General features: G+C 62.4%; 20 protein-coding genes. 5 read left to right on the top strand and 15 right to left on the bottom strand.

The annotated features are described in order from the left end of the window. Position 1 precedes the first annotated feature (1 nt). From JG746_RS30180 to JG746_RS30165, 4 genes are all read right to left on the bottom strand, one after another. Positions 2-1,216 (bottom strand): arginine deiminase, encoded by a 1,215-nt coding sequence (locus JG746_RS30180; protein ID WP_202356053.1) that lies wholly within the window; start codon positions 1,214-1,216, stop codon positions 2-4. 13 nt (positions 1,217-1,229) lie between these two features. After that, positions 1,230-2,696: an arginine-ornithine antiporter gene (gene arcD / locus JG746_RS30175; RefSeq protein ID WP_202356052.1), complete on the bottom strand. Its 1,467-nt coding sequence runs from the start codon at positions 2,694-2,696 to the stop codon at positions 1,230-1,232. A gap of 274 nt (positions 2,697-2,970) precedes the next feature. Next, on the bottom strand, positions 2,971-3,567 hold the full coding sequence (locus tag JG746_RS30170) for a cytochrome b/b6 domain-containing protein (RefSeq protein ID WP_342216520.1): 597 nt from the start codon (positions 3,565-3,567) through the stop codon (positions 2,971-2,973). After that, positions 3,545-3,823, bottom strand: coding sequence for a PepSY domain-containing protein (locus JG746_RS30165; RefSeq protein ID WP_056587822.1), 279 nt, complete (start codon positions 3,821-3,823; stop codon positions 3,545-3,547). Before JG746_RS30165 ends, JG746_RS30170 begins: the two co-directional genes overlap by 23 nt. Before the next feature lie 256 nt (positions 3,824-4,079). Here JG746_RS30165 and JG746_RS30160 point away from each other — a divergent pair, with 256 nt between their 5' ends. Continuing rightward, on the top strand, positions 4,080-4,577 hold the full coding sequence (locus JG746_RS30160; RefSeq protein ID WP_202356051.1) for a cupredoxin domain-containing protein: 498 nt from the start codon (positions 4,080-4,082) through the stop codon (positions 4,575-4,577). Positions 4,578-4,657: 80 nt separating this feature from the next. Here the strand turns inward: JG746_RS30160 and JG746_RS30155 are convergent, their stop codons facing one another. The 5 genes from JG746_RS30155 to JG746_RS30135 form a co-directional block, all read right to left on the bottom strand. Continuing rightward, entirely contained in the window at positions 4,658-5,251 is a 594-nt protein-coding gene (locus tag JG746_RS30155) for an NAD(P)H-dependent oxidoreductase (RefSeq protein WP_202356050.1), read from the bottom strand. A 33-nt stretch (positions 5,252-5,284) separates the two neighbouring features. Then, positions 5,285-5,671, bottom strand: a complete 387-nt coding sequence (locus JG746_RS30150; RefSeq protein WP_202356049.1) for a hypothetical protein — start codon at positions 5,669-5,671, stop codon at positions 5,285-5,287. Positions 5,672-5,756: 85 nt separating this feature from the next. After that, positions 5,757-7,007 (bottom strand): MgtC/SapB family protein, encoded by a 1,251-nt coding sequence (locus JG746_RS30145; RefSeq protein WP_202356048.1) that lies wholly within the window; start codon positions 7,005-7,007, stop codon positions 5,757-5,759. A gap of 14 nt (positions 7,008-7,021) precedes the next feature. Next, complete coding sequence (gene trxC / locus JG746_RS30140; protein ID WP_202356047.1) at positions 7,022-7,471, bottom strand: thioredoxin TrxC; 450 nt, start codon at positions 7,469-7,471, stop codon at positions 7,022-7,024. Between the two features lie 27 nt (positions 7,472-7,498). Continuing rightward, on the bottom strand, positions 7,499-9,352 hold the full coding sequence (locus JG746_RS30135; RefSeq protein WP_202359535.1) for a heavy metal translocating P-type ATPase: 1,854 nt from the start codon (positions 9,350-9,352) through the stop codon (positions 7,499-7,501). A gap of 164 nt (positions 9,353-9,516) precedes the next feature. Here JG746_RS30135 and JG746_RS30130 point away from each other — a divergent pair, with 164 nt between their 5' ends. Together JG746_RS30130 and JG746_RS30125 are read left to right on the top strand one after the other, a co-directional pair. After that, the gene (locus tag JG746_RS30130; RefSeq protein ID WP_202356046.1) at positions 9,517-12,198 is read left to right on the top strand and encodes a bifunctional acetate--CoA ligase family protein/GNAT family N-acetyltransferase; all 2,682 of its coding nucleotides are present in this window, start codon (positions 9,517-9,519) and stop codon (positions 12,196-12,198) included. 172 nt (positions 12,199-12,370) lie between these two features. After that, entirely contained in the window at positions 12,371-12,865 is a 495-nt protein-coding gene (locus tag JG746_RS30125) for a cytochrome b (RefSeq protein ID WP_202356045.1), read from the top strand. Here the strand turns inward: JG746_RS30125 and JG746_RS30120 are convergent. After that, positions 12,824-14,437, bottom strand: coding sequence for a bifunctional aminoglycoside phosphotransferase/ATP-binding protein (locus tag JG746_RS30120; protein ID WP_202356044.1), 1,614 nt, complete (start codon positions 14,435-14,437; stop codon positions 12,824-12,826). The genes JG746_RS30125 and JG746_RS30120 overlap by 42 nt on opposite strands. A gap of 40 nt (positions 14,438-14,477) precedes the next feature. Beyond that, a complete protein-coding gene (locus JG746_RS30115; protein ID WP_202356043.1) occupies positions 14,478-14,876 on the bottom strand; it encodes a c-type cytochrome in 399 nt (132 codons plus the stop codon). Between the two features lie 175 nt (positions 14,877-15,051). Between JG746_RS30115 and JG746_RS30110 the strand changes: the two genes are divergently transcribed. Beyond that, positions 15,052-15,888, top strand: a complete 837-nt coding sequence (locus JG746_RS30110) for a universal stress protein (protein WP_202356042.1) — start codon at positions 15,052-15,054, stop codon at positions 15,886-15,888. Positions 15,889-15,967: 79 nt separating this feature from the next. On the opposite strand, the gene JG746_RS30105 is transcribed toward JG746_RS30110, so the two are convergent. The 4 genes from JG746_RS30105 to hemA all read right to left on the bottom strand — a co-directional run bounded on the left by JG746_RS30105 (position 15,968) and on the right by hemA (position 18,971). Further along, positions 15,968-16,414: a pyridoxamine 5'-phosphate oxidase family protein gene (locus tag JG746_RS30105; RefSeq protein ID WP_202356041.1), complete on the bottom strand. Its 447-nt coding sequence runs from the start codon at positions 16,412-16,414 to the stop codon at positions 15,968-15,970. Next, positions 16,414-17,121, bottom strand: a complete 708-nt coding sequence (locus JG746_RS30100; RefSeq protein ID WP_202356040.1) for a phosphoribosyltransferase — start codon at positions 17,119-17,121, stop codon at positions 16,414-16,416. Before JG746_RS30100 ends, JG746_RS30105 begins: the two co-directional genes overlap by 1 nt. 3 nt (positions 17,122-17,124) lie before the next feature. After that, positions 17,125-17,559 carry a DUF2267 domain-containing protein gene (locus JG746_RS30095; protein WP_202356039.1) on the bottom strand — a complete coding sequence of 145 codons (435 nt, stop codon included), beginning with the start codon at positions 17,557-17,559 and terminating at the stop codon, positions 17,125-17,127. A gap of 134 nt (positions 17,560-17,693) precedes the next feature. After that, positions 17,694-18,971, bottom strand: coding sequence for a 5-aminolevulinate synthase (gene hemA / locus JG746_RS30090; RefSeq protein ID WP_202356038.1), 1,278 nt, complete (start codon positions 18,969-18,971; stop codon positions 17,694-17,696). A gap of 219 nt (positions 18,972-19,190) precedes the next feature. Between hemA and JG746_RS30085 the strand changes: the two genes are divergently transcribed. Further along, a complete protein-coding gene (locus tag JG746_RS30085) occupies positions 19,191-19,394 on the top strand; it encodes a hypothetical protein (protein WP_202356037.1) in 204 nt (67 codons plus the stop codon). The last annotated feature ends 78 nt before the right edge of the window (positions 19,395-19,472 follow it).

The raw sequence follows: 19,472 nt of genomic DNA, 5'->3' as shown, positions 1-19,472 counted from the left end.
GTCAGATCGGGTCGCGCGCCATGGGACAGGTCATGCAGTGGCCGCCGCCGCGACCGCGGCTGAGTTCGGCCCCCTCGACGGTGATCACTTCGATGCCGGCGCGGCGCAGAAGCGTGTTGGTGTAGACGTTGCGGTCGTATCCGATCACGACGCCGGGCTCGACCGCGACGACATTGTTTCCATCGTCCCATTGCTCGCGCTCGGCCTCGTAGCGGTCGCCGCCCGTGGCGATGATGCGTAGTGTCTTCAGCCCAAGGGCCTCGGCGACCACCGTCGTGAAGGGCTTTGTCTCATCGATGACCTCGACCGCCGCCTCTGCATCGCCCGGACGCAGCGAGAAGGTGCGCAACCGGTCGACCACCGGCGGATACAGGGTGACAAGGTCGCGGTCGCAGAAGGTGAAGACAGTGTCGAGATGCATGAAGCTGCGGTCGCGGGGCATCAAGGCGGCAATCACGCGCGTGGCTTCGCCGGCAGCAAACAGGTTGCGCGCGAGATCGCCTACCGCTTGCGGTGTGGTGCGCTCGCCCATGCCGACGAGAACTGTTCCGCCCCCGATCGGCATGACGTCACCGCCCTCCAGGCTGGTGCCGGAGCCCAGGTCCGGCGAGACGAAAGGTATGCCGCTGTCGCGAAAGCGGGGATGGAACCGGTAGACGGCTTCGACATTGGCCGCTTCCGGGCGCCGCGCGGGCCAGTACATGGGATTGACCGAGACCGAGCCGTAGATCCAGCAGGAGCTGTCGCGTGTGAACAGCTGGTTCGGCAGCGGCGGCAGTACGAAATCCTGAGGGGCGAGCGTCCTTCCGGTCAGCCCTTTGGGCTCGAAAGGAAGCTCCGCCCGCGCAATGCCCCCGACAAGGTAAGACGACAGTTGCTCCGGCGGCATCTCGTTGAGCCATCCGCGCAACTCGTCGACCATGTCGAGTCCGACGACGCCTGGATGGACCCGGCGGTCAAGAAGCCAGTCGCGGGCCCTGGCCAGGCTCATTGTCTGGGCCAGGAGTTCCCCGAAGGCATGCACCAGCACGCCGCGTTCGCGCAGCGCATCGACGAAGACATCGTGTTCCTGGCGAGCCCGCTTGACCCACAGCACGTCGTCGAAGAGCAGCGCCTTGCAGTTTTCCGGTGTCAGCCTGCGCAGGCTCAGATCTGGGCGATGGACCATCACCTCGCGCAGACGGCCGACTTCGGAATGGACACCCAGCTTCGTCATCGAGCCAATCCCTTCAAAGTGGGCTGACGGCGCCGGTCCACATCTCGTAGACGGCGAGGATGGCGACCGCGATGAGGGTTCCGGCGAGGGCGGCCTCGGCGGTATGGAACACGCGCTGCTTGTTTTCGCGACGGGCCCAGATGAAGAAGATGATCCCCGGCGCATAGAGGATCGCGCACATGAACAGGTATGCGGGTCCCGCCGCATAGACGAGCCACAGCCCGTAAACCGTTGCCAGCAATCCCGCAAAAAGCGGACCGGCGCGGCCCTCGCCAGGTTTGTAGCTCTCGCCGGTCAGCGCGAGCTTGGCCGCGTAAGCTCCAGAAAAGATGTAAGGAACCAGAATGGCGGCCGACGCGATATAGAACAGCGCCTGATAGGTGCTTTGCGCGAACAAAGTGATCACCAGGAAAGCCTGGACGAGCAAGTTGGTGATCAGGAGCGAGGTCGACGGCACGCCGCGTTCGCTTTCGTGGCCGAAGAACTTCGGCATTGTCCCGTCCTTGGCGGCGACATGCGGAATTTCGGCCGCAAGCAGCGTCCAGCTCAGGAAGGCGCCGACCACGGATACGACGAGCGCGATGTTGATGAGGATGGCGCCCCAGGGGCCGACAACGGCCTCCAGAACACCGGCCATTGAAGGGTTCTTCAATGTCGCAAGTTCGGGTTGGCTCAGTATGCCGAGCGACAGCAACGACACCAGGGCATAGAGCGCGAGGCAGGTGAAGAAGCCGAGAACTGTCGCCGTGGCGATGTCCTTGCGGTGCTCCGCCCGGCCGGAAAAGACGCTGGCGCCCTCAATTCCGATGAACACCCAGAGCGTCACCAGCATCGTGCTCTTCACCTGCGCGGTGATCGAGCCAAGACTGGCGTTGCCGAGACCGGTGAAGTCGAGCGACCAGACCTGCAGTTTGAAGGCGACGGCAACAACCCCGACGAACAGGACGATCGGAGCAATCTTTGCAACCGTGACGATGAGGTTCACAACGGCGGCCTGCCGGATGCCGGCCAGGATCAAGACATGGATCAGCCACAGCAGGATCGATGCGCCAAGCACCGCCTGCCAGGTGTTCCCATCGCCGAAGGCCGGAAAGAAGTAGGACAGGGCGCTGAACACGATCACCGCGTAGGAGACGTTGCCGACCCAGGCGCTGATCCAGTAGCCCCAGGCGCTGTTGAAGCCGATAAAGGGGCCGAAACCGGCCTTGGCGTAGGCATAGGGCCCGGCATCGAGATCGGGCTTGCGCGTCGCAAGCGATTGATAGACGAAGACCAGGGCCAGCATGCCGACCGCAGTGATCGCCCAGCCAATCAGGATGGCGAGGGGACCAGCACCAGCAGCCATGTTCTGCGGCAGGCTGAACACACCGGAGCCTACCATGGAACCGATCACCAATGCGGTCAGGGACCCCAATCGAAGTTTCGTTGGCTCCGCGGTCGCGACTTTCGCAGCAGGGATGTTGAAATCAGCCGTAGTCATGATGCTCTCCCCAATTTGAAGGCTCTGATGGGAGGCAATAGACAGGAAGATAGGCCCGGCAGCTTTGATGCGGGTCAATAAGTGGTTGTTGAATAAAAAGAGTGGCGCTGGGTGTTCCGGCTTCTGGGTCGACGCACCAATGCCGGCTCTTATCTTGTCCGCGCCGCCCTTGTCGCATCGCGCGCTTCCAGGGCCATGTTGAACAAGGAGCGACCGACTTGCGCCCCCCGAAATTAGCCAGGGCGCAAATCGGATTTGGTCTATTGGTAGGTCGTCAGGCGATGTCCGCCGGCTCGGCTTTGCGTTTTCGCCCGGTGATCATCGCCCATACCAGGTTTTCGCGATGGCGAAAGCTTGCCAGCGCGACGCCGCCTATATGGAAAAGGACCAGCACAAGTAGGCCGTGCGCGCTCAGGCTGTGCGCCGTTTCGACCCACGACACGCCGAAATAGGCGTCCGTTGTCATCAGCCAACCGGTCAATGCGGTTGACCCCATCGCCGCGATCAGCACGACCACCATTGCGCCGCCGGCCGGGTTGTGGCCGATGTAGCGGGCTTCGCGACCGCTCAGTATTGCCGAGAAATAGCGTAGCACCGTCGCCGGGTCGCGCACGAATTGAGAGAACCGTGCATAGGGCGTGCCCAGAACACCCCATAGGAGCCGCATTGCGACCAGCGCGGCAGCGGTGTAGCCGGCCCAATGGTGAATGTCCTCGGAGGAATGGGAGGTGAGCCAGGCCGTGACGAAGCTGAGCACAAGCGCCCAGTGGAAACTCCGCACGGCCCGGTCCCAGACGCGCACCATCTGCGGCGATGGTTGCGCGTCCGCGGCTATGGAAACGTTTCGATCAGTTTTCGCCGGCTTCGGCATTGTCGAGCTTTTCAAGGGTCTCGGCATTGTAGGCCAGGTTCACCTTCTTGCCGGCCTTGTCGACCGCGTAGACTTCATAACAACCCTTCTCGACCTTGATCTGGCGGACGGTGAGCCCTTCGCCGGTCAATTGCGCCTCGAGCGTTGCTTTGGGCTTGAACTGTGATTTCGGGGCGGTGCTGCAGCTGCCGCCGGCGGCGAGCGCTGGTCCTGCAATCATGCCAGCGAGAGCGGCGAGGACGAGTGTGCGATACATAATGGCTCCATTCGGGATTGGGCGCCGATCTTGCGCCTGCGGGTGGGATTTCGATCGGACCTGTCAGACGGCGATTTGACCGTCATCGGTCGAAATAACCCGTTCAACCTGACAACTGGCTGACAGCTGGGTCGGCACCGCCGATCGGGCTCGCACCGATCGGTTTGATCTGGCGCAAGGACGGCGGGTGATGCCGCAAGCAGGATGACGGCCAGGATGTAGAGCGCTTCTGCTGCCATCCTGAAAGAGGATCACGATGAAAACCATGTCGAGGAGAGCAGCGCTCGGGCTCGCGGCGGCGATGCTCATGGCCGGCAGTGCCGGCGCCGTCCAGGCTGCTTCGCTTGTCCAAATCTCGCTGTGGGACAAGGGCGCGAGTACGGAGATGCCGATGGGGCTTGCCTATGCAACGCCAGGCTTCGATCTCGCCAAGGCGACCATGGGGATCAAGGCTTTGCCAGGTGCGGTAAAGGCCGGAGAGGTCACATTCAATGTGAAGAATGACTCCAAGGACACCATCCACGAAATGATCGTGATGTACCTTGCCGATCCCGGCAAGCCGCTTCCGTACGTTGAGGCCGAGAACCGGGTCGACGAAGACAAGGCGGGCGACAAGGGCGAGGTTTCGGAACTTGATCCTGGCAAATCAGGCACATTGACCGTCGAATTGAAGGCCGGAAAATACCTGCTTATCTGCAACGTACCGGGTCACTATGGAGCCGGCATGTGGACCGAATTCACCGTTGATCCATAGGCCCAGAACCCAGGCAGTCCTTCGACGAAACGAGATGCTTAACAAGGCTAGGCCGCTGCCGCGACGACGACCGCCAAGCGTTACCTGGCCCGCTCTCCCAGTGCACGCATTTGCCGGATCCATTTCGTTCGGGTCGCATCGCTTGCACCGGCGGCCATGCCGAACAAGGTCTCGCGCACGGGACTGATGCCGACAAAATGCAGAATGCTGCGCCGCATACCGGCGATGCCGTGGCCAAGGAACCAAAGCCGGTAAAGGGTGGAGGGCATGCCCATCGTCACCACGACGCGCGCGGAGCGGCCGCGAAGCAGTGTCTTGGTGAAACCGCCGCCCTTGTCCGGGTAAGCGAAAGCCGTTCCCGGCCGCATGACCTGTTCGAGGAAAGCCTTGAGCAATGCCGGCATCGTGCCCAGCCACAGCGGGAAGACAAAGACGATGTGCTCGGCCCACACGATCGCCTCCGCGGCCTCTTTCAGTTCGTCAGGAACTTTGCCGTGTTCAAACTGCTGCATTGTCCGCAGCATGGGAAAATCGATCGCCGCCAGATCGACTCTGCGCACCGTGTGACCAGCCTCTTCCGCGCCTTCGCCATAGGCCTTGGCAAGACCGCGGCAGAGCCGGTCCGGGGACGGGTCGGGATGGCCGACCACAATCAGGATACGCCGCATCGACATGGTCTCTTCCCAAGGGCCGGTAGTGGTGCAGCGTCAGGGGCGCTCGACCCTTGCCACCTGGTAGGTGTGCATGGCGCCGTTGCGTTCGATCGAGACGTACTCACCGGTCACGAATCGCTCGTCGCCGAGATGGAAGCCGATTTCGTCGTCGCGGTCGCCGTCAGCATAGTCGAAAAACCACTGGCCGCCGGGCTTGCGCCTCAGCCGGCCGATCAGATCCTCCTCGCCGGTGCGGAAGCGGCGCACACGGCAGGAAGCCCGGTGCGACCTCCATTCCTCGGCATCGATCTTGCCTTCGCCGGTCAAGGGAGCGAGCACGTCATAGCCCTCTTCGCGATCGCCTCCCGGGTGGCCTTTTTCGCGGGCAAGCAACAGCCGGACGTGGCGGAATTTCGGGGTGAGATCCTGCGGACTGGTCATGGTGTACTCCTTTGTGGAGTATCTTAGCGTGGCTGCGGCGGCTGACCTTGATCCGTGTCAAAGATCGCTCGAAATCTCGCGCTCTTCAGAAGCCGGTCAACAACATGGCGCCGATGCCGATAGTCGCGGCGACGAGGGTTGCCGCGGCCAATGGCAGCCAGAAGCTGACCGGACCGGCAGAAATTGCGAGCAGCAAACGGCCAATTGCATTTGCCGCCAACGCCGCGAGTACCGCTTTGCCTACCGTCTCCACGGGCACCGAATGCCTGATCAGCCGCAACGCACCGAGCACCGAGACGTCGACATCGAACGTGCCTGCCAGCGCCGAGGTTGCCAGCAGGCCGCGCCCGCCGAATTGCGCGGCCAGACCAGCGCTCGCGGTCGCGACAAACGCGAAGAGCAGGGCGAACAGCAGCAGCGGACCCAATTCGAATGGATTGCGCGCGACAGCGCCACTTTCGCCATCGCCATTGCCGCGAGACAGCATCAATGCCCCGCAGGCGGCGAAGGCCAGCGCCGCGGCAATCGCCGGAACGCCGACCGGCGCGAACACGCTTGGCTCGATGATCAGAATCACCACGCAGACGCGGAGCACCGAAACCATCGCAGCCAGCGAAGCTGCCCCTGCGAGCGGCACTGCGTTGCTCGCCGAGACGGCGTTGCGGGCAAGCGCCAAGGTGACGGCAGTGGAAGAGACGATCGCGCCGGCGAGCGAACTGACCAGCAGGCCACGCGTCGTTCCCAGGATGCGAACAGCGACATACCCGGCAAAAGAGATCGAGGCCATCAGCACCGTCAGGAACCAGACTTCCCATGGATTGAAACCGCCCCACGGGTCCAGTGTCCGGTTTGGCAGCAAGGGCAAGACGATCGCGGTCATTACCGCCAGGATCAGTGCTGAGCGGAGCTCGACCCAGGTCAGTCGCTTCAACAGACCGTGCAGGAGCTCACGGCTGGCCAGGAGTGCCGCCAATGCCGCCCCACCGGCTGCGGCGGCACGATAATCGCCGGCGACAGAGAGCGCGCCAAGCGCGAAAACGCCAAGGCCCGCGATCACGCTCGTGACGCTGAAATCCTCGTCGTGGGCAGCTTCTCGCGCCTTGTACCAGGCGAAAATTGCCGCAAAAGCGATGAACCCGCCGACCAGTACCGACACCGCGCCGAGCGCATTGGCGAGTGCGGCGAGAACGCCGCCGAGCAGGCCCGATATGCCGAATGTGCGAATTCCGGCCGTGCGACTGCGATCAGGCGCATCGCGCTCCTGCCAGCCACGTTCCAGGCCGACGAGGAGACCTATCGCCAGCGCCAGTCCAAGCCGGGAAATGAGCGGATCCATTGGCGTGCGGACTGTCAGGCGGCAACTGTCGGCAGGCGGTCGCGAACCCACCTGACGATCTGGCCTGCCGTCATTGCGCCCGATATGCGCGCGACTTCGCGCCCGCCATGAAACATAATCATCGTCGGGATGCCGCGAATGCCGAGCCTTGCCGCGACGGCCTGCTCATTGTCGGAATTGAGCTTTATCAAGCGGACATGCGGCTCCAACTCGCTCGCAGCCGCCTCATATGCGGGTGCCATCGCCTTGCAGGGGCCGCACCAGGGTGCCCAGATGTCGACGACAACGGGGATGCTGCTGCGCGCAACCTGATGGTCGAACGACGTCGCGTCAACGTCCAGCGGGTGACCCGAAAACAGTCTGCTTGCGCACTTTCCGCATTTTGCCTCCCGCGCGTTGCGGGCGGGTGGCAAGCGGTTGACGCCGCCGCATTCGCAGCAAACCACCAAATTTTGCTCTGCCATGGCCTGTCACCAACTTTCGGTCACATACTATGCGCGCCGGAGACGTCCGTCGCCAAGAGTGCGCAGCGCGTTGACGATAACCGCCACGTCGATGCCTTCCTGAAGCAATGCGCCTGCTACCGGCGTGATCTGCCCCATGGCAGCCGCAAGCATGGCCAGGGCCGACAGCGCCAGCCCGACGACGATGCTCTGCAGGGCGATCGCGCGCGTCCGCTGGGCAATCCGCACGGCGTCGGCGACGGGCGCCAGCCGGCCGGCGAGAACGATGACATCGGCGGCCTCGGAAGAGGCCGTCGCTCCACGTTCGCCCATGGCGATACCGACCGTAGCGGCCGCCAGCGCCGGGGCATCGTTGATGCCGTCGCCGACCATCATTGTCGGTCCCAAGGCTTTCTCGGCTTCGACCGTCGCCACCTTATCCGCGGGAACGGCATCAGCGACGACAACATCCAGGTCCAGCCTGGAAGAAATACGATTTGCTGCCGTACTGTCATCGCCCGTCAGCATGACCATACGCCTGATGCCGGCCGACCGCAGACTGACAAGCGTCTCTTGTGCATCGGCGCGCACGGCATCGCCGAAGGTAAAAACGCCTGCAAGCTGGTTGTCGAGTGAAACAAAGACCCTCAGCACCGCTTCGGTCCGGTAGCGGTCCTCACCGCCTTTCGCCCAGCCGGGCAACGGCTTTTCGGCGAGTACGAGAGCCCGAGACCCCGCCGCGATCGACATATCGTCGACACAGCCCTTCAGTCCGGCTCCGCGATGCTCGCGGACATCGCGCGGATGAGAAAGGATCAACTGCCGGCCGTGCGCCGCCCGGATGATCGAGTCGGCAAGCACATGGTGCGAGGCTTGTTCCAGCGATGCCAACCGCTGCAGCAGATGGTCCGAGTCACAGCCGGGTGCCGCTTCGATCTCGAGGAGTTCCGCGCCGCCGATGGTCAAGGTGCCGGTCTTGTCGAAGATCGCGGTTCGGACTTGTGCAAGCGCTTCCAGAGCCGCGCTGCCTTTCATGAGGATGCCGGCACGTGCTGCGCGCGACACACCGCCGATAAAGGCCACGGGCGCGGCGAGGATGAGCGGACAGGGCGTGGCGACGACCAACACCGCAAGCGCTCTGATTGGGTCGCCGGAAACATACCAGGCCGCGCCGGAAACCAGCAACGTGACCGGCAGAAGGAACAGGGCAAAGCGGTCGGCCATGCGAATGAACGGGGATTTAGCGGTCTGCGCTGCAGCGACCATGCGCACGATCGCGGCATAGGTGCTTTGTTCCGCGACGGCAGAGGCCCGCATGCTGAAGGTCTCGCCGGCATTGACGGTGCCGCTGCGCAGCACATCCCCTGCGCTGCGCCGTTCTGGCAGCGGCTCTCCTGTGACGGCCGACTCGTCGAGTGAGGCCGAAGCATCAAGCAAAATGCCGTCGACAGGGAGCAGTTCGCCTGCGCGAACCAAAAGCACATCGCCGACAGCAACCTCTTCGACGGCGATGGTCTCGGCCCCTGGCGTTGAGGTCCGGTGAGCGACACGCGGCGACCGGTCGGTGAGTGCCTTGAGGTTCCGCTCCGCGCGGCCGCGCGCAAAATCCTCGAGCACGGTGCCTCCGGCATACATGATGGCGACCACCACTGCAGCCAACGGTTGGCCAAGAAGCAGCGCGGCCGACATCGACACCAGCGCAATCGCGTCGACACCGAAGCGGCCGATCCAGAAATCACGCAGAATGGAGATGGCGAGAGCCGCTACCACGGGCAAAGTCGCTATCGTCCAGATCGTGTCGGCCTCAAGAGGACCGAGCCCGGTTCGCCAGACGCCGATGCCGAGGGCGAGACCCAGGATGGCAATGACCAGCAATGCGCGTCGCAGGGTGGACTCGTTCATGCGATGCTTCCCGATTTTGAACGCTGCTCGCCAATTTCGCAGGCGCCGACGAGCGCGTGCAATGTGCGCAATGTGTAATCCGATTATGCCGGGAGGCTTTGATCCAACGCAACGAACCGGCGAGCGCGACAGGCGATTGTCGCAACGAACAGGAGATACAAGAGGTGACGATCCGAAACCTCGAACATGCATTCGCCCCAAAGTCGGTTGCCGTCGTCGGGGCATCGGGGCGCGACAGCTCTGTCGGACGCGTCGTTTTCGAGAACATCGTGACCGGCGGCTTCGAGGGCGAGATATGGCCAGTGAACCCAAAATACTCGCAAGTCGCCGGTCGGCGCTGTTATGCCAGGGCTGCCGATCTGCCTGAGGTACCGGACCTCGGCGTCATCGTGACGCCGCCTGAGACGGTTCCCGGCATCGTGCGCGACCTTTCCGCGAAGGGTACGCGCGCAGCTGTTGTCATCACCGCTGGGCTCACACGTCAAAACGGCTTGCGTCAGGCGATGCTCGATGCCGCCAAGCCCGATCTGTTCCGCATTATCGGGCCGAACACGGTCGGGCTGATGATACCGCCCTTGAAACTCAATGCCGGGTTTGCGCACATGGCCGCCAGGCCGGGCAACATCGCACTGCTGTCGCAATCCGGTGCCATCGCCACGTCGCTGATCGATTGGGCCGCCGACAACAATGTCGGCTTCTCGCAGATAGTTTCTCTCGGCGACATGGCGGATGTCGACGTGGGCGATTGCCTCGACATGCTGGCGGGTGACATGCACACACGCGCCATCGTGATGTATCTGGAAACCATTCCCAATCCGCGCAAGTTCATCTCGGCAGCCCGCGCGGCGGCACGCGTCAAGCCGGTCATCGCGATCAAATCGGGCCGGCACGAGCAATCGGCCAAAGCGGCCGCGACACATACCGGCGCGCTATCGGGGGCCGATCGTGTCGTCGACGCGGCGTTGCTGCGCGCGGGCGTCTTGCGCGTCAATGGGCTTGCCGAGCTGTTCGATGCCGCCGAAACGATCGCCCGTTTCACTCCCCTCAAGCAGGCCCGCGTCGGCATTGTCACCAATGGCGGCGGGGCAGGGGTCTTGGCCATCGATCGGCTCATCGACTTGAAAGGCGAATTGGCCGCGCTTTCCCCTGCCACCATGGAACGGCTGAACGCCGCTCTGCCGCCGACATGGTCGCACGCCAATCCGGTCGACATCATCGGTGACGCCCCGCCGCAACGCTACGCCACCGCCGTTGGAGCCGTCGCGGCCGATCCCGGAACGGACGTCGTCCTGGTGATGAATTGCCCAACGGGGCTCGGCTCGCCGCTGGCCGCGGCAAGTGCGGTGGCAGAACTCGCAAGAGACGGGATGATCGGCGGCAAACCGGTCCTGACCTGCTGGCTCGGGGAACACACGGCGCGCTCAGGGCGGCAAATCCTGCACCAGGCTGGCATAGCGAGTTTCGAGACGCCCGCTGACGCGGCAACGGCCGTCTCCTACCTCAGTGAATGGTCGCGTGCCCAGCGGGCATTGATGCGTACCCCTTCAAGCCGCAGCGAGGACGTCGCGGTCGATCGGGAAGCCTTGCTTTCCATATTCAGGCAGGTCGCGCGGGAAGGGCGGCGAATGCTGACCGAGCCCGAAGCCAAGGCGGCGATTTCCGCCTACGGAATCCCGGTCCCCGAGACGATCGTCGCCAGATCTCCTGAGGAAGCGAAAGCGGCGGCCGGCCGGCTCCTCGAGACGTCCGAGCAGGTTGTGGTCAAGCTGTTGTCCAAGGTAATCTCGCACAAGTCGGATATTGGCGGGGTGGTGCTCAACATTGCTTCTGCCGCTGCCGCCGGTGAGGCTGCGCGCGCCATCGAGGCGCGCGTGCGCAAGCACTCACCGCAAGCCGATATTCAAGGCTATGCCGTTCAGCCGATGGTCGTGCGCAAACAGGCGCAGGAGCTCATCCTCGGGATGAAACGGGATAAGATCTTCGGGCCGGTCATCCTGTTTGGCGCCGGCGGCGTCGCGGTCGAGGTGATGGACGACACGGCGATCGCGCTGCCGCCGCTTGACGACGTTCTTGGCGGGGATCTGATCGGGCAAACCCGGATAGGCCGACTGCTCGACGGCTTTCGCGATCGCGCGGCGGCGGATCGACAGGCGATCATCGCGGCGCTCAACGGGCTGTCGCAGATGGTTGTCGACTTTCCGTGCCTCGTTTCAATGGATATCAATCCGCTGCTGGCGGACGCCGCTGGGGTGATTGCGCTCGATGCCCGCATCGAGATCGAGCCTGAACGCTTGGAGGAGCCTGGACCCAATCCCGCACTTGCCATCAGGCCCTATCCATCGGGTTGGGAGAAGGAGTTTTCGACAGGTGGTGCGCACTATCGCATCCGGCCAATCAAGCCGGCCGATATCGCGCTCTATCCCGAATTCCTTGCCAGGATTTCGCCAGACGATCTGCGCCTGCGTTTCCTGTCGCCGCGCAAGCGCTTTTCCGACCAGGCATTGAAGCGCTTCACCCAGCTCGACTACGACCGCAACATGGCGTTCGTCGCTCTGGAAGCAAGCACCGGCGCTTTGGCGGGTATCAGCCGGCTCGCCTGCGATCCTGACCACTCCGTCGCCGAATATGCCTTGCTGGTGCGCACGGATCTGCAGGGTCACGGCCTAGGCTGGGAATTGCTCAGGCAGATCGTCGACTATGCAAAGGCCGATGGCATTGGCCGGATCGAGGGCATCATGCTCGGTGAAAATGCCAAGATGCTCGCGATGTGCCGCGAGGCCGGGTTCTCAATCGTCCATCACCCCAGCGAAACCGGCTTGTCGATTGCGACGTTGGATGTCCGGTGACGAAGCGACACGACGCGTCTTTGCGACGGCAAGGTGTCCACGCACCAAGTCCATCATACCAAAGTGTAAGCTCTCCGCCACAATTCCGGGAGGATTCTGGCGAATTTCGGCCAATCTTCAGCGGTCTTTTCAATGCCATCGCAGTGTGTTTTCAAATCCGAGGGAGAAAGAAGTGCATAAAACTATACAGGGATACTCAATTTATCAGATCGCTCTGCACTGGATTATTGCGCTGCTCGTCTTATTCCAGGTTTTCTACGGCGAGACCATGACCATCGTCGTCGATGCTGCCGGCGAAGGCCAAACCGTATCGGCAAGCGATCAGTTGTTGGCGTCGGCCCATTACTGGGTAGGCATTGCGATAATTGGCTTCGTTCTGCTGCGCCTGATCCTGAGGCTTTTCCACGGTGCGCCAGCGCCGGCGGGCGACAATCCGCGCTGGATGCAACTCGCGGCCCATGCATCACACGGCTTGTTCTACCTCCTGCTGCTGGCGACGCCGATCGTGGGCTTGCTTGCCTTCTACCTCGGCGATCCGTGGGGCGACATCCATTCGCTGAACAAGCCCGCTTTCATCATCCTCATCGGCATCCATGCCGTCGCCGCCCTGTATCATCAATTCTGGCTACGGGACGGGACGTTGAGGCGTATGATCTCTCCTGCTTAATAAAGACGGTGCGGATGGAAGTGACCCTTCGCCTGCAGAGACTTCAGTCGTGGCCGCAGGGAGACTCTGCATCTGCGCCGCGATTTCAGCGACGCTCCGGTCGGCCTCGATCCTCAACCAGTTCAAAGCGCCGACACTGCGCTGCATTTGCTGAGAGAGGATGTCGACCGTGGCATCGGACGGCCCGCCCGTGCGCTCCTGGACGCGGCGCCAAAGCACAAGCGGATCGGCCGCCAGCCAAAATCCGGCAAAGGGGATACCCCTTTCAGCGGCGACGCGTTCGATCCTGTGGCGATCAACCGGCCTGTCGAAGACGGCATCGGCAACAACCGATCCGCCTTGTGAAAGAATAAGGTCCGCACGCCAGGCAATCTGGCGATAGACCCGTTCGGACACGGCTGGCCGATAAGCCTTGCCTGGCAGTTTGGTCTCGGCGGCCACACCGTGCATCGCCTTGCGTATGCGATCGCTCTCGACAATCCGGGCGCCAGGTGGCGCACCGACATGGGCGGCGAGCGCTTCCGCAACCGTCGTCTTGCCAGAGCCGCTGAGGCCGCCGATGGCAACAAGTCTGGACGGTGTTTGACGGAGAAATGTCTGGGCAAGGTCGAAATAGGATCTCGCCTCGGCAGTCAGCTTGTCGGTATCGGCGCTGCCTTCCTCTACTTGCGTCGCGGTGACGTGGGCGCGCACGGCAGCCCGCACGGCCATGAAAAAGGGCAGCAGGATGAAACCGTCTTCGTCGTCGGCTTCGTCAAGATAACGGTTCATGACCAGATTGGCGAGCTGCGGAAAACCACGATGCCAGAGGTCCATCAACAGGAAGGCAAGGTCGTACAGAACGTCGATATTCGCGATCTGGTCATTGAATTCGATGCAGTCGAAGAGGCGAGGCGCGCCTTCGAGGAGGCAGATGTTGCGCAGGTGCAGATCGCCATGGCACCGGCGGATCTTCCCCGCGGTCTCCCGGTGGTCGAGTAACCCGGAATACCGGGCAAGCGCAGTGCGGAAGGCCCTGGCAAACGTCTCGATCTCTGGCTTTGTAAATACGTGGCTGGTGCCAAAGCCGGCTTCGTTGATGTCGAGAACGCCCGTCAGATTGAACGAGCCGGTGCCATTGTGGATCGTCGGCGCGGCGCGGTGGTAGCCCACGATCATGCGTGCGACCGCGGTCATCAACGCCGGCGTCAGTTCGCCGGCACTTGCCATGCGGTCGAGAAGCTTGGCCTGATCGAACCGGACCATCTCAATCGCCGCATCGACCATTTGCCCCGGACCGTCAAAAGCCAGTTTGCCGTCGGCCTCCTGCGTGATGTGCCGCACACCCAGGTAGAGACCCGGCGCGGTCTTCGCGTTGAGTTCCACCTCCTTCTCGCAGGCGGCCAGCCTAAGGGTAGGCGACGAGAAATCGACATAGGGCAGCTTGACCGCGCGTTTCATCTTGAAGGCGCGTTCGCCGATCAGAAAAATACGGGAGATATGGGTTTCGATCGCCTCGACGGGTCCGGTCGCGCCATATGAGGCGGGGTCAAGCAGAAACGAGGCAGCAGCTTGCTGGTCGTCAACGATCATCGCCGGCCTCCTTGATGTGTCTTGTTCGCGCCATCCGCGCTCATTGCTGCAGCGTCTCGACATAACCGGCCAGATCATGAATCCGCTCCCTGGTGACGATTTCGCCGGCGTTCGGGCCATATCTCTTCACGTCGCCGGGCAGGAACTGGCTGCCCCACACCGGCATGTCGCGCTCGCCATGCGCCGGCACCGTGCCGCGGCCGTCGATCACGGCAAAGACGCGCCAATACGGAAACTCGCCGCCATTCCGTCTGGAGAGGCGCGTCAGATCGCTCGGCCGCTTCAACAACTCGTCGCCCAACGGGCCATCGCCCTTGCCTTCGGGGCCATGGCAGACGGCGCATGAGTTCATGTATTCCGCCTTGCCATTGCCGAGTTCCTGGGCGACAGCCGCGTTGAAGGCCAAGCTTGCGAGTGCCGACACGACCAGGAACCTCATCAACGTTTCCTCGATTGATCGACTGAACTCTACTGCGCTGGTCTGCCCGCACGTTGATGCGGATCAAATGCAGCGCCAGTCACGGCGTTTGACTGAGCGCAATGAAACCACGTCGCATCGTTGTTAGTGACTGACATCACGACTGAACCTTCACCCGAAATGAGGAGTTGCCGCTGTGACTTTCAGAACGCTGCTTACGGTTACCGGACCGAACCAGGGCAAGGGCGATCTCAAGCTCGCCGCTGAGCTGTCTGAGCAGATCGATGCGCACCTTTCCGTGCTCGTTCTCGAGCTTGCCGCCCCTCCATCGGGCGGTGAGTATGCTGCTGTTGTCTCACCAGCTTGGCTCGAGGAACGTCAGGCCGAACTCAGAAGGTTGGAGAAACGAATTTCTGATGTCGCCGAGTTTCTCTCCAAGAGCGCCCTATCGGCCGATATGTGCGACGACTACCCCGACACAGGATGGGCGGACGACGTCATCGGAAGGCGTGCCCGCTACGCCGATCTGACCATTATCGGGCCGGGTCTGCGGGCAAGCCCTGCGCTGAGGGACAAAGTCATCCAGGGCGCGCTGTTCTCGTCGGGAAAACCCATTCTGCTCGTCCCCGAGGGTTCGCGCCCGACGCTGAAGCCGAAACGCATCCTTGTTGCATGGGACGCTCGCCTTGAGTCATCGCGCGCCGTTCGCGAGGCGCTCGACATGCTGAAAGGCGCAGAACAGGTTCACCTCGTCATGGTCGACCCGATCGAGGACGAATTCCATCATGGTGCGGAGCCGGGAGCTGACGCCGCGACCTATCTTGCCCGGCATGGTGTGAAGGTCGTTGTCGAACGGCTCTCAAGCTCGAGCCATTCGGTCGCCGACGTGCTTCGCCAGCATGCCGGTGACGTTGCGGCTGAACTGATGGTGATGGGCGCCTATGGTCATTCCCGCTTGCGCGAGCGCATGTTCGGCGGTGTCACCAAGTCGATGCTTGAGCGTCAATCGCTGCCGGTCTTGATGGCGCGATAGCAAATCAACGGGAGGAGAAAGGGCCAGTGCACATCGTGCGCCGGCCCTTTTTCATTTCTCGCAAGACTTGATGGGATGACTACTCGCTCGCCTCTCGTCCGGATACCTGCTGGATCAGGATCCGAAAGAAAACGTGCGGTGCACTGTCGGCTGTGGGAGGAACGATGGGCTTGAGCGCGCCAGGTTCCCACCAGTCGGAGTGCTTGCTCAAGACCGACCAGGCATGATCTCGCTCAAGCTTGTGGCCGATCCGGTCAGGCAGTTCTTCGTATCGGCCATCAACCACGACGCTTCTCCATCCTCGCCCTTGGCCGTGTTCGTCAACCTGGACGGACACCAGCGGATTGGCCCGCATCCATTCGATCTTTTTTCCCGGCATTGAAAACGCGTAAAGATGAGCATCCGAATGAGCGTAATAGAGGGGTACCACGTATGGTTGCCCGTCCTTTGCGCATGCGAGGCGGCCAACACGATTGGCTGTCAGCAGTTTGGTACACTCCAAGGCAGAAAGCGTGCGGATCAGCATCAGTGCGATCTCCTGTTTTTCTCGGCTTTTGAACTGTGGCCGGCAACGTGCCGCTGGCTGGTCTTGTAGCGCTGGGCAGCCTCATCCATGGCGCAGACAACGTCGTTGTCAGAAAGCTGCGGGAACCGCAGATAGTGGTGCCCCAAGGCGCGAAACTGTCCTGGTTGGCTAAGGCAGACCACACGGTCCGCTTCCTGTGCCAGTTCGTAGAGTGTCTGCTGTGGTGAGACAGGAATTGCCACGATGATCTCCCGTGGTGACCGACGCTTGAGGGCGCGGATCGCGATTTTCATGGTCGTACCGGTCGCGGCCCCGTCATCGACGATGATCGCGGTCTTTCCCGCGATCGAGATTGGTCTGGTCTTGCCTCGATAGGCAACGCGCCGGCGTTCGAGTTCTGGACGCTCGTTTGCAATCAGGACACGGAGTTCGCCTTCGTCGAGCGAGTAGGTCTCGACAATTTCCCGGTTCAACACGACCTCCCCAGGGTCGCCATCGACGATTGCGGCAACAGCCAACTCGGGATTGCCGGGCGCGCCGACCTTACGGACGATAAGTACGTCAAGAGGCGCATTGAGAGCCTTGGCCACTTCCGCCGCGACAGGCACGCCGCCACGCGGCAACGCCAGCACAACAGGCTGATGCAGTTGAAGGTTTCCCAGCTCAACGCCGAGCTTCATTCCAGCCTCTTGACGGTCGCGGAACATCGCTCAATCCACTGGCCACAGTTTTCGCAGCGATTTCTTCATCGAGTTTCTGACCTGCACGATCTCGCCATGCGAAATATGGCGGTCCAGAAGCTTGAACACCGCGTTGATAGCGAGGTCGAAATCTATCTCCTCATCATAGCCGAAACTGTTTCTGACGCTGAGGACAAAGTCGCGCTTCCTGTGCTCTCGGGCCGGCGCCGATGGGTTCCAACCTTCGAAATAGATGCCGCGTACCAAGACAGGCAATTGCGCCGCGAGATCGGCCATTTCCGCTTGCGATAGCCAGTCCCGCAGCGTGTGCAGAACGGATCTCAGGAGGCGGCACGCGCTCGGTTCGCTCCAGCACAGGTCCTTGGCAAGTTCCTTGACCCATTGCTGCGCCTGCTGGCCGGCGTGCGTGAAGTCGGCGAAGGACGTGTGAGAACAATGACCCATGGCGTTGCTCCTCGGAGATCTGATATCCATTCTTGGGCGCCGGGAAGCGTTGAGCATTGAGCCGGATCAAATTCCTCCGAAGAACGTTCCAATTCCCTCGCCGCTGCCAGGCTGCGGAAGCATCGGGGTCGGTTTCAGCCGCCTGCTTTCGCCACCAGGAGCGGAACGATCCGATCGCTCTTGGCCACGGCGGGCCGTCCTGCGGAGCCGTAGGGGATGCCGAGCGCATCCCAGGTCTCGACCAGCGCGTCCTGCAGTCCCGCGATCAGCGTGTCGGAATGGAATGGCGTCGGCGTGATGCGCAGGCGTTCGGTGCCGCGCGGCACGGTCGGGTAGTTGATCGGCTGGATGTAGATGCCGTGCACGCCGAGCAGGCGGTCGCTGGCCATCTTGCAGAGTTCCGGGTCGCCAACCAGCACCGGCACGATGTGGGTCGGAGACTCCATCACCGGCAGGCCGGCCGCAGACAGGATCTGCTTGGTGCGCGCTGCCTGCTGCTGCTGGGCGTCACGCTCGGCCTGAGAGTTCTTGAGATGGCGGATCGAGGTGGTGGCCGCGGCGGCGATCGCCGGCGGCAGCGCCGTGGTGAAGATGAAGCCCGGCGCATAGGAGCGCACCGCGTCGATCACCGCACTGGTGCCGGTGATGTAGCCGCCCAGCGTGCCGAACGCCTTGGCGAGCGTGCCTTCGATGATGTCGATGCGGTCGGCCAGGCCCTCGCGCTCGGTGATGCCGCCGCCGCGCGGCCCGTACATGCCCACAGCATGGACCTCGTCGATATAGGTCATGGCATTGTAGCGCTCGGCGAGCTCGACGATCTCCCGGATCGGCGCGATGTCGCCATCCATCGAATAGACGCTTTCGAACACGATCAGCTTGGCGCGTTCGCGGCCCGCCGCCTGAAGCAGGCTTTCCAGATGCGCGACGTCATTGTGCCGGAAGATCTTCTTCTCGGCGCCCGAGCGGCGCACGCCTTCGATCATCGAGGCATGGTTCAGTTCGTCCGAGATGATCAGGCAATTGGGCAAGAGCCGCGCGATGGTCGAGATCGAGGCTTCGTTGGAGACGAAGCCGGAGGTGAAGACCAGGGCCGCGTCCTTGCCGTGCAGGTCGGCAAGCTCATGCTCGAGTTCCACCAGGGGGTTGGAGGTGCCGGAGATGTTGCGGGTGCCGCCGGCGCCCGACCCCATCTTGCCGGCCGCGTCCTGGAACGCGGCGATGACGTCGGGGTGCTGGCCCATGCCGAGATAGTCGTTGGAGCACCAGACGGTGATTTCCTCGGCGCGGCCGTTGGAACGCCATATGGCGCGCGGAAACTTGCCCGCGATGCGCTCGAGGTCGGCGAAGACACGATAGCGACGCTCCGCATGGAGCTGGTCGATCGCTTCTTCGAAGAACCGCTGGTAGTTCATGTCACAGTCTCCCGCAGGGCGAAATGGCCGCGACACACTGTCGAGGCTCGCAGCCTGACCTTCGCGCCTGGCGGCCAGGCGCGCATTGCGCCAGGTCAATTGACGCGATCGACATGGTGTCCCAATCGGGCCGGTTTTGCTCGCACACGCTTTTGCGATCGGCGTATTGGGAGTAGGGTCCGTCCAGTTGAGGACCCACCTCGACATTGAGGGTTTGTCGTGGACCGGTTCGTTGCGCGCTCCAATATTGCCCATTTCGAGGATTTGCTGGCCAGGGAAACAGATCCCGAAAAGCGGCAGACCATCGAACGCTTGTTGGTCCTTGAGAGGCAAAAACTGGAGGCAGCGGAGCGCGAGGCCGAAAAGAACGCCAAAACCGTGCAACCTCCGAAACCCGGAGATTCTCACGACCAATCGGATTGAAGGCGGTCAGATCAAACGTATATGGAAACGATCGACGGCTTGAGGTGTAAATTTAAGTCACTGACCAACGCGGCCTAT

Origin of the sequence: Mesorhizobium sp. 113-3-3 (assembly GCF_016756495.1) — a bacterium.
Classification (GTDB): Bacteria; Pseudomonadota; Alphaproteobacteria; order Rhizobiales; family Rhizobiaceae; genus Mesorhizobium.
The sequence above is the reverse complement of the archived record's forward strand: the minus strand, read 5'-3'. Positions and strand labels throughout refer to the sequence as shown.

What these genes read in the sequence shown, in the direction of transcription:
- hemA (WP_202356038.1), bottom strand. Translation starts at nt 18,971, where the DNA reads ATGAACTACCAGCGGTTCTTCGAAGAAGCGATCGACCAGCTCCATGCG.
- JG746_RS30145 (WP_202356048.1), bottom strand. Translation starts at nt 7,007, where the DNA reads ATGGATCCGCTCATTTCCCGGCTTGGACTGGCGCTGGCGATAGGTCTC.
- JG746_RS30155 (WP_202356050.1), bottom strand. Translation starts at nt 5,251, where the DNA reads ATGTCGATGCGGCGTATCCTGATTGTGGTCGGCCATCCCGACCCGTCC.
- JG746_RS30170 (WP_342216520.1), bottom strand. Translation starts at nt 3,567, where the DNA reads ATGCCGAAGCCGGCGAAAACTGATCGAAACGTTTCCATAGCCGCGGAC.
- arcD (WP_202356052.1), bottom strand. Translation starts at nt 2,696, where the DNA reads ATGACTACGGCTGATTTCAACATCCCTGCTGCGAAAGTCGCGACCGCG.
- JG746_RS30095 (WP_202356039.1), bottom strand. Translation starts at nt 17,559, where the DNA reads ATGGGTCATTGTTCTCACACGTCCTTCGCCGACTTCACGCACGCCGGC.
- JG746_RS30120 (WP_202356044.1), bottom strand. Translation starts at nt 14,437, where the DNA reads ATGATCGTTGACGACCAGCAAGCTGCTGCCTCGTTTCTGCTTGACCCC.
- JG746_RS30180 (WP_202356053.1), bottom strand. Translation starts at nt 1,216, where the DNA reads ATGACGAAGCTGGGTGTCCATTCCGAAGTCGGCCGTCTGCGCGAGGTG.
- JG746_RS30105 (WP_202356041.1), bottom strand. Translation starts at nt 16,414, where the DNA reads ATGCTGATCCGCACGCTTTCTGCCTTGGAGTGTACCAAACTGCTGACA.
- JG746_RS30135 (WP_202359535.1), bottom strand. Translation starts at nt 9,352, where the DNA reads ATGAACGAGTCCACCCTGCGACGCGCATTGCTGGTCATTGCCATCCTG.
- JG746_RS30165 (WP_056587822.1), bottom strand. Translation starts at nt 3,823, where the DNA reads ATGTATCGCACACTCGTCCTCGCCGCTCTCGCTGGCATGATTGCAGGA.
- JG746_RS30115 (WP_202356043.1), bottom strand. Translation starts at nt 14,876, where the DNA reads ATGAGGTTCCTGGTCGTGTCGGCACTCGCAAGCTTGGCCTTCAACGCG.
- trxC (WP_202356047.1), bottom strand. Translation starts at nt 7,471, where the DNA reads ATGGCAGAGCAAAATTTGGTGGTTTGCTGCGAATGCGGCGGCGTCAAC.
- JG746_RS30160 (WP_202356051.1), top strand. Translation starts at nt 4,080, where the DNA reads ATGAAAACCATGTCGAGGAGAGCAGCGCTCGGGCTCGCGGCGGCGATG.
- JG746_RS30100 (WP_202356040.1), bottom strand. Translation starts at nt 17,121, where the DNA reads ATGTTCCGCGACCGTCAAGAGGCTGGAATGAAGCTCGGCGTTGAGCTG.
- JG746_RS30150 (WP_202356049.1), bottom strand. Translation starts at nt 5,671, where the DNA reads ATGACCAGTCCGCAGGATCTCACCCCGAAATTCCGCCACGTCCGGCTG.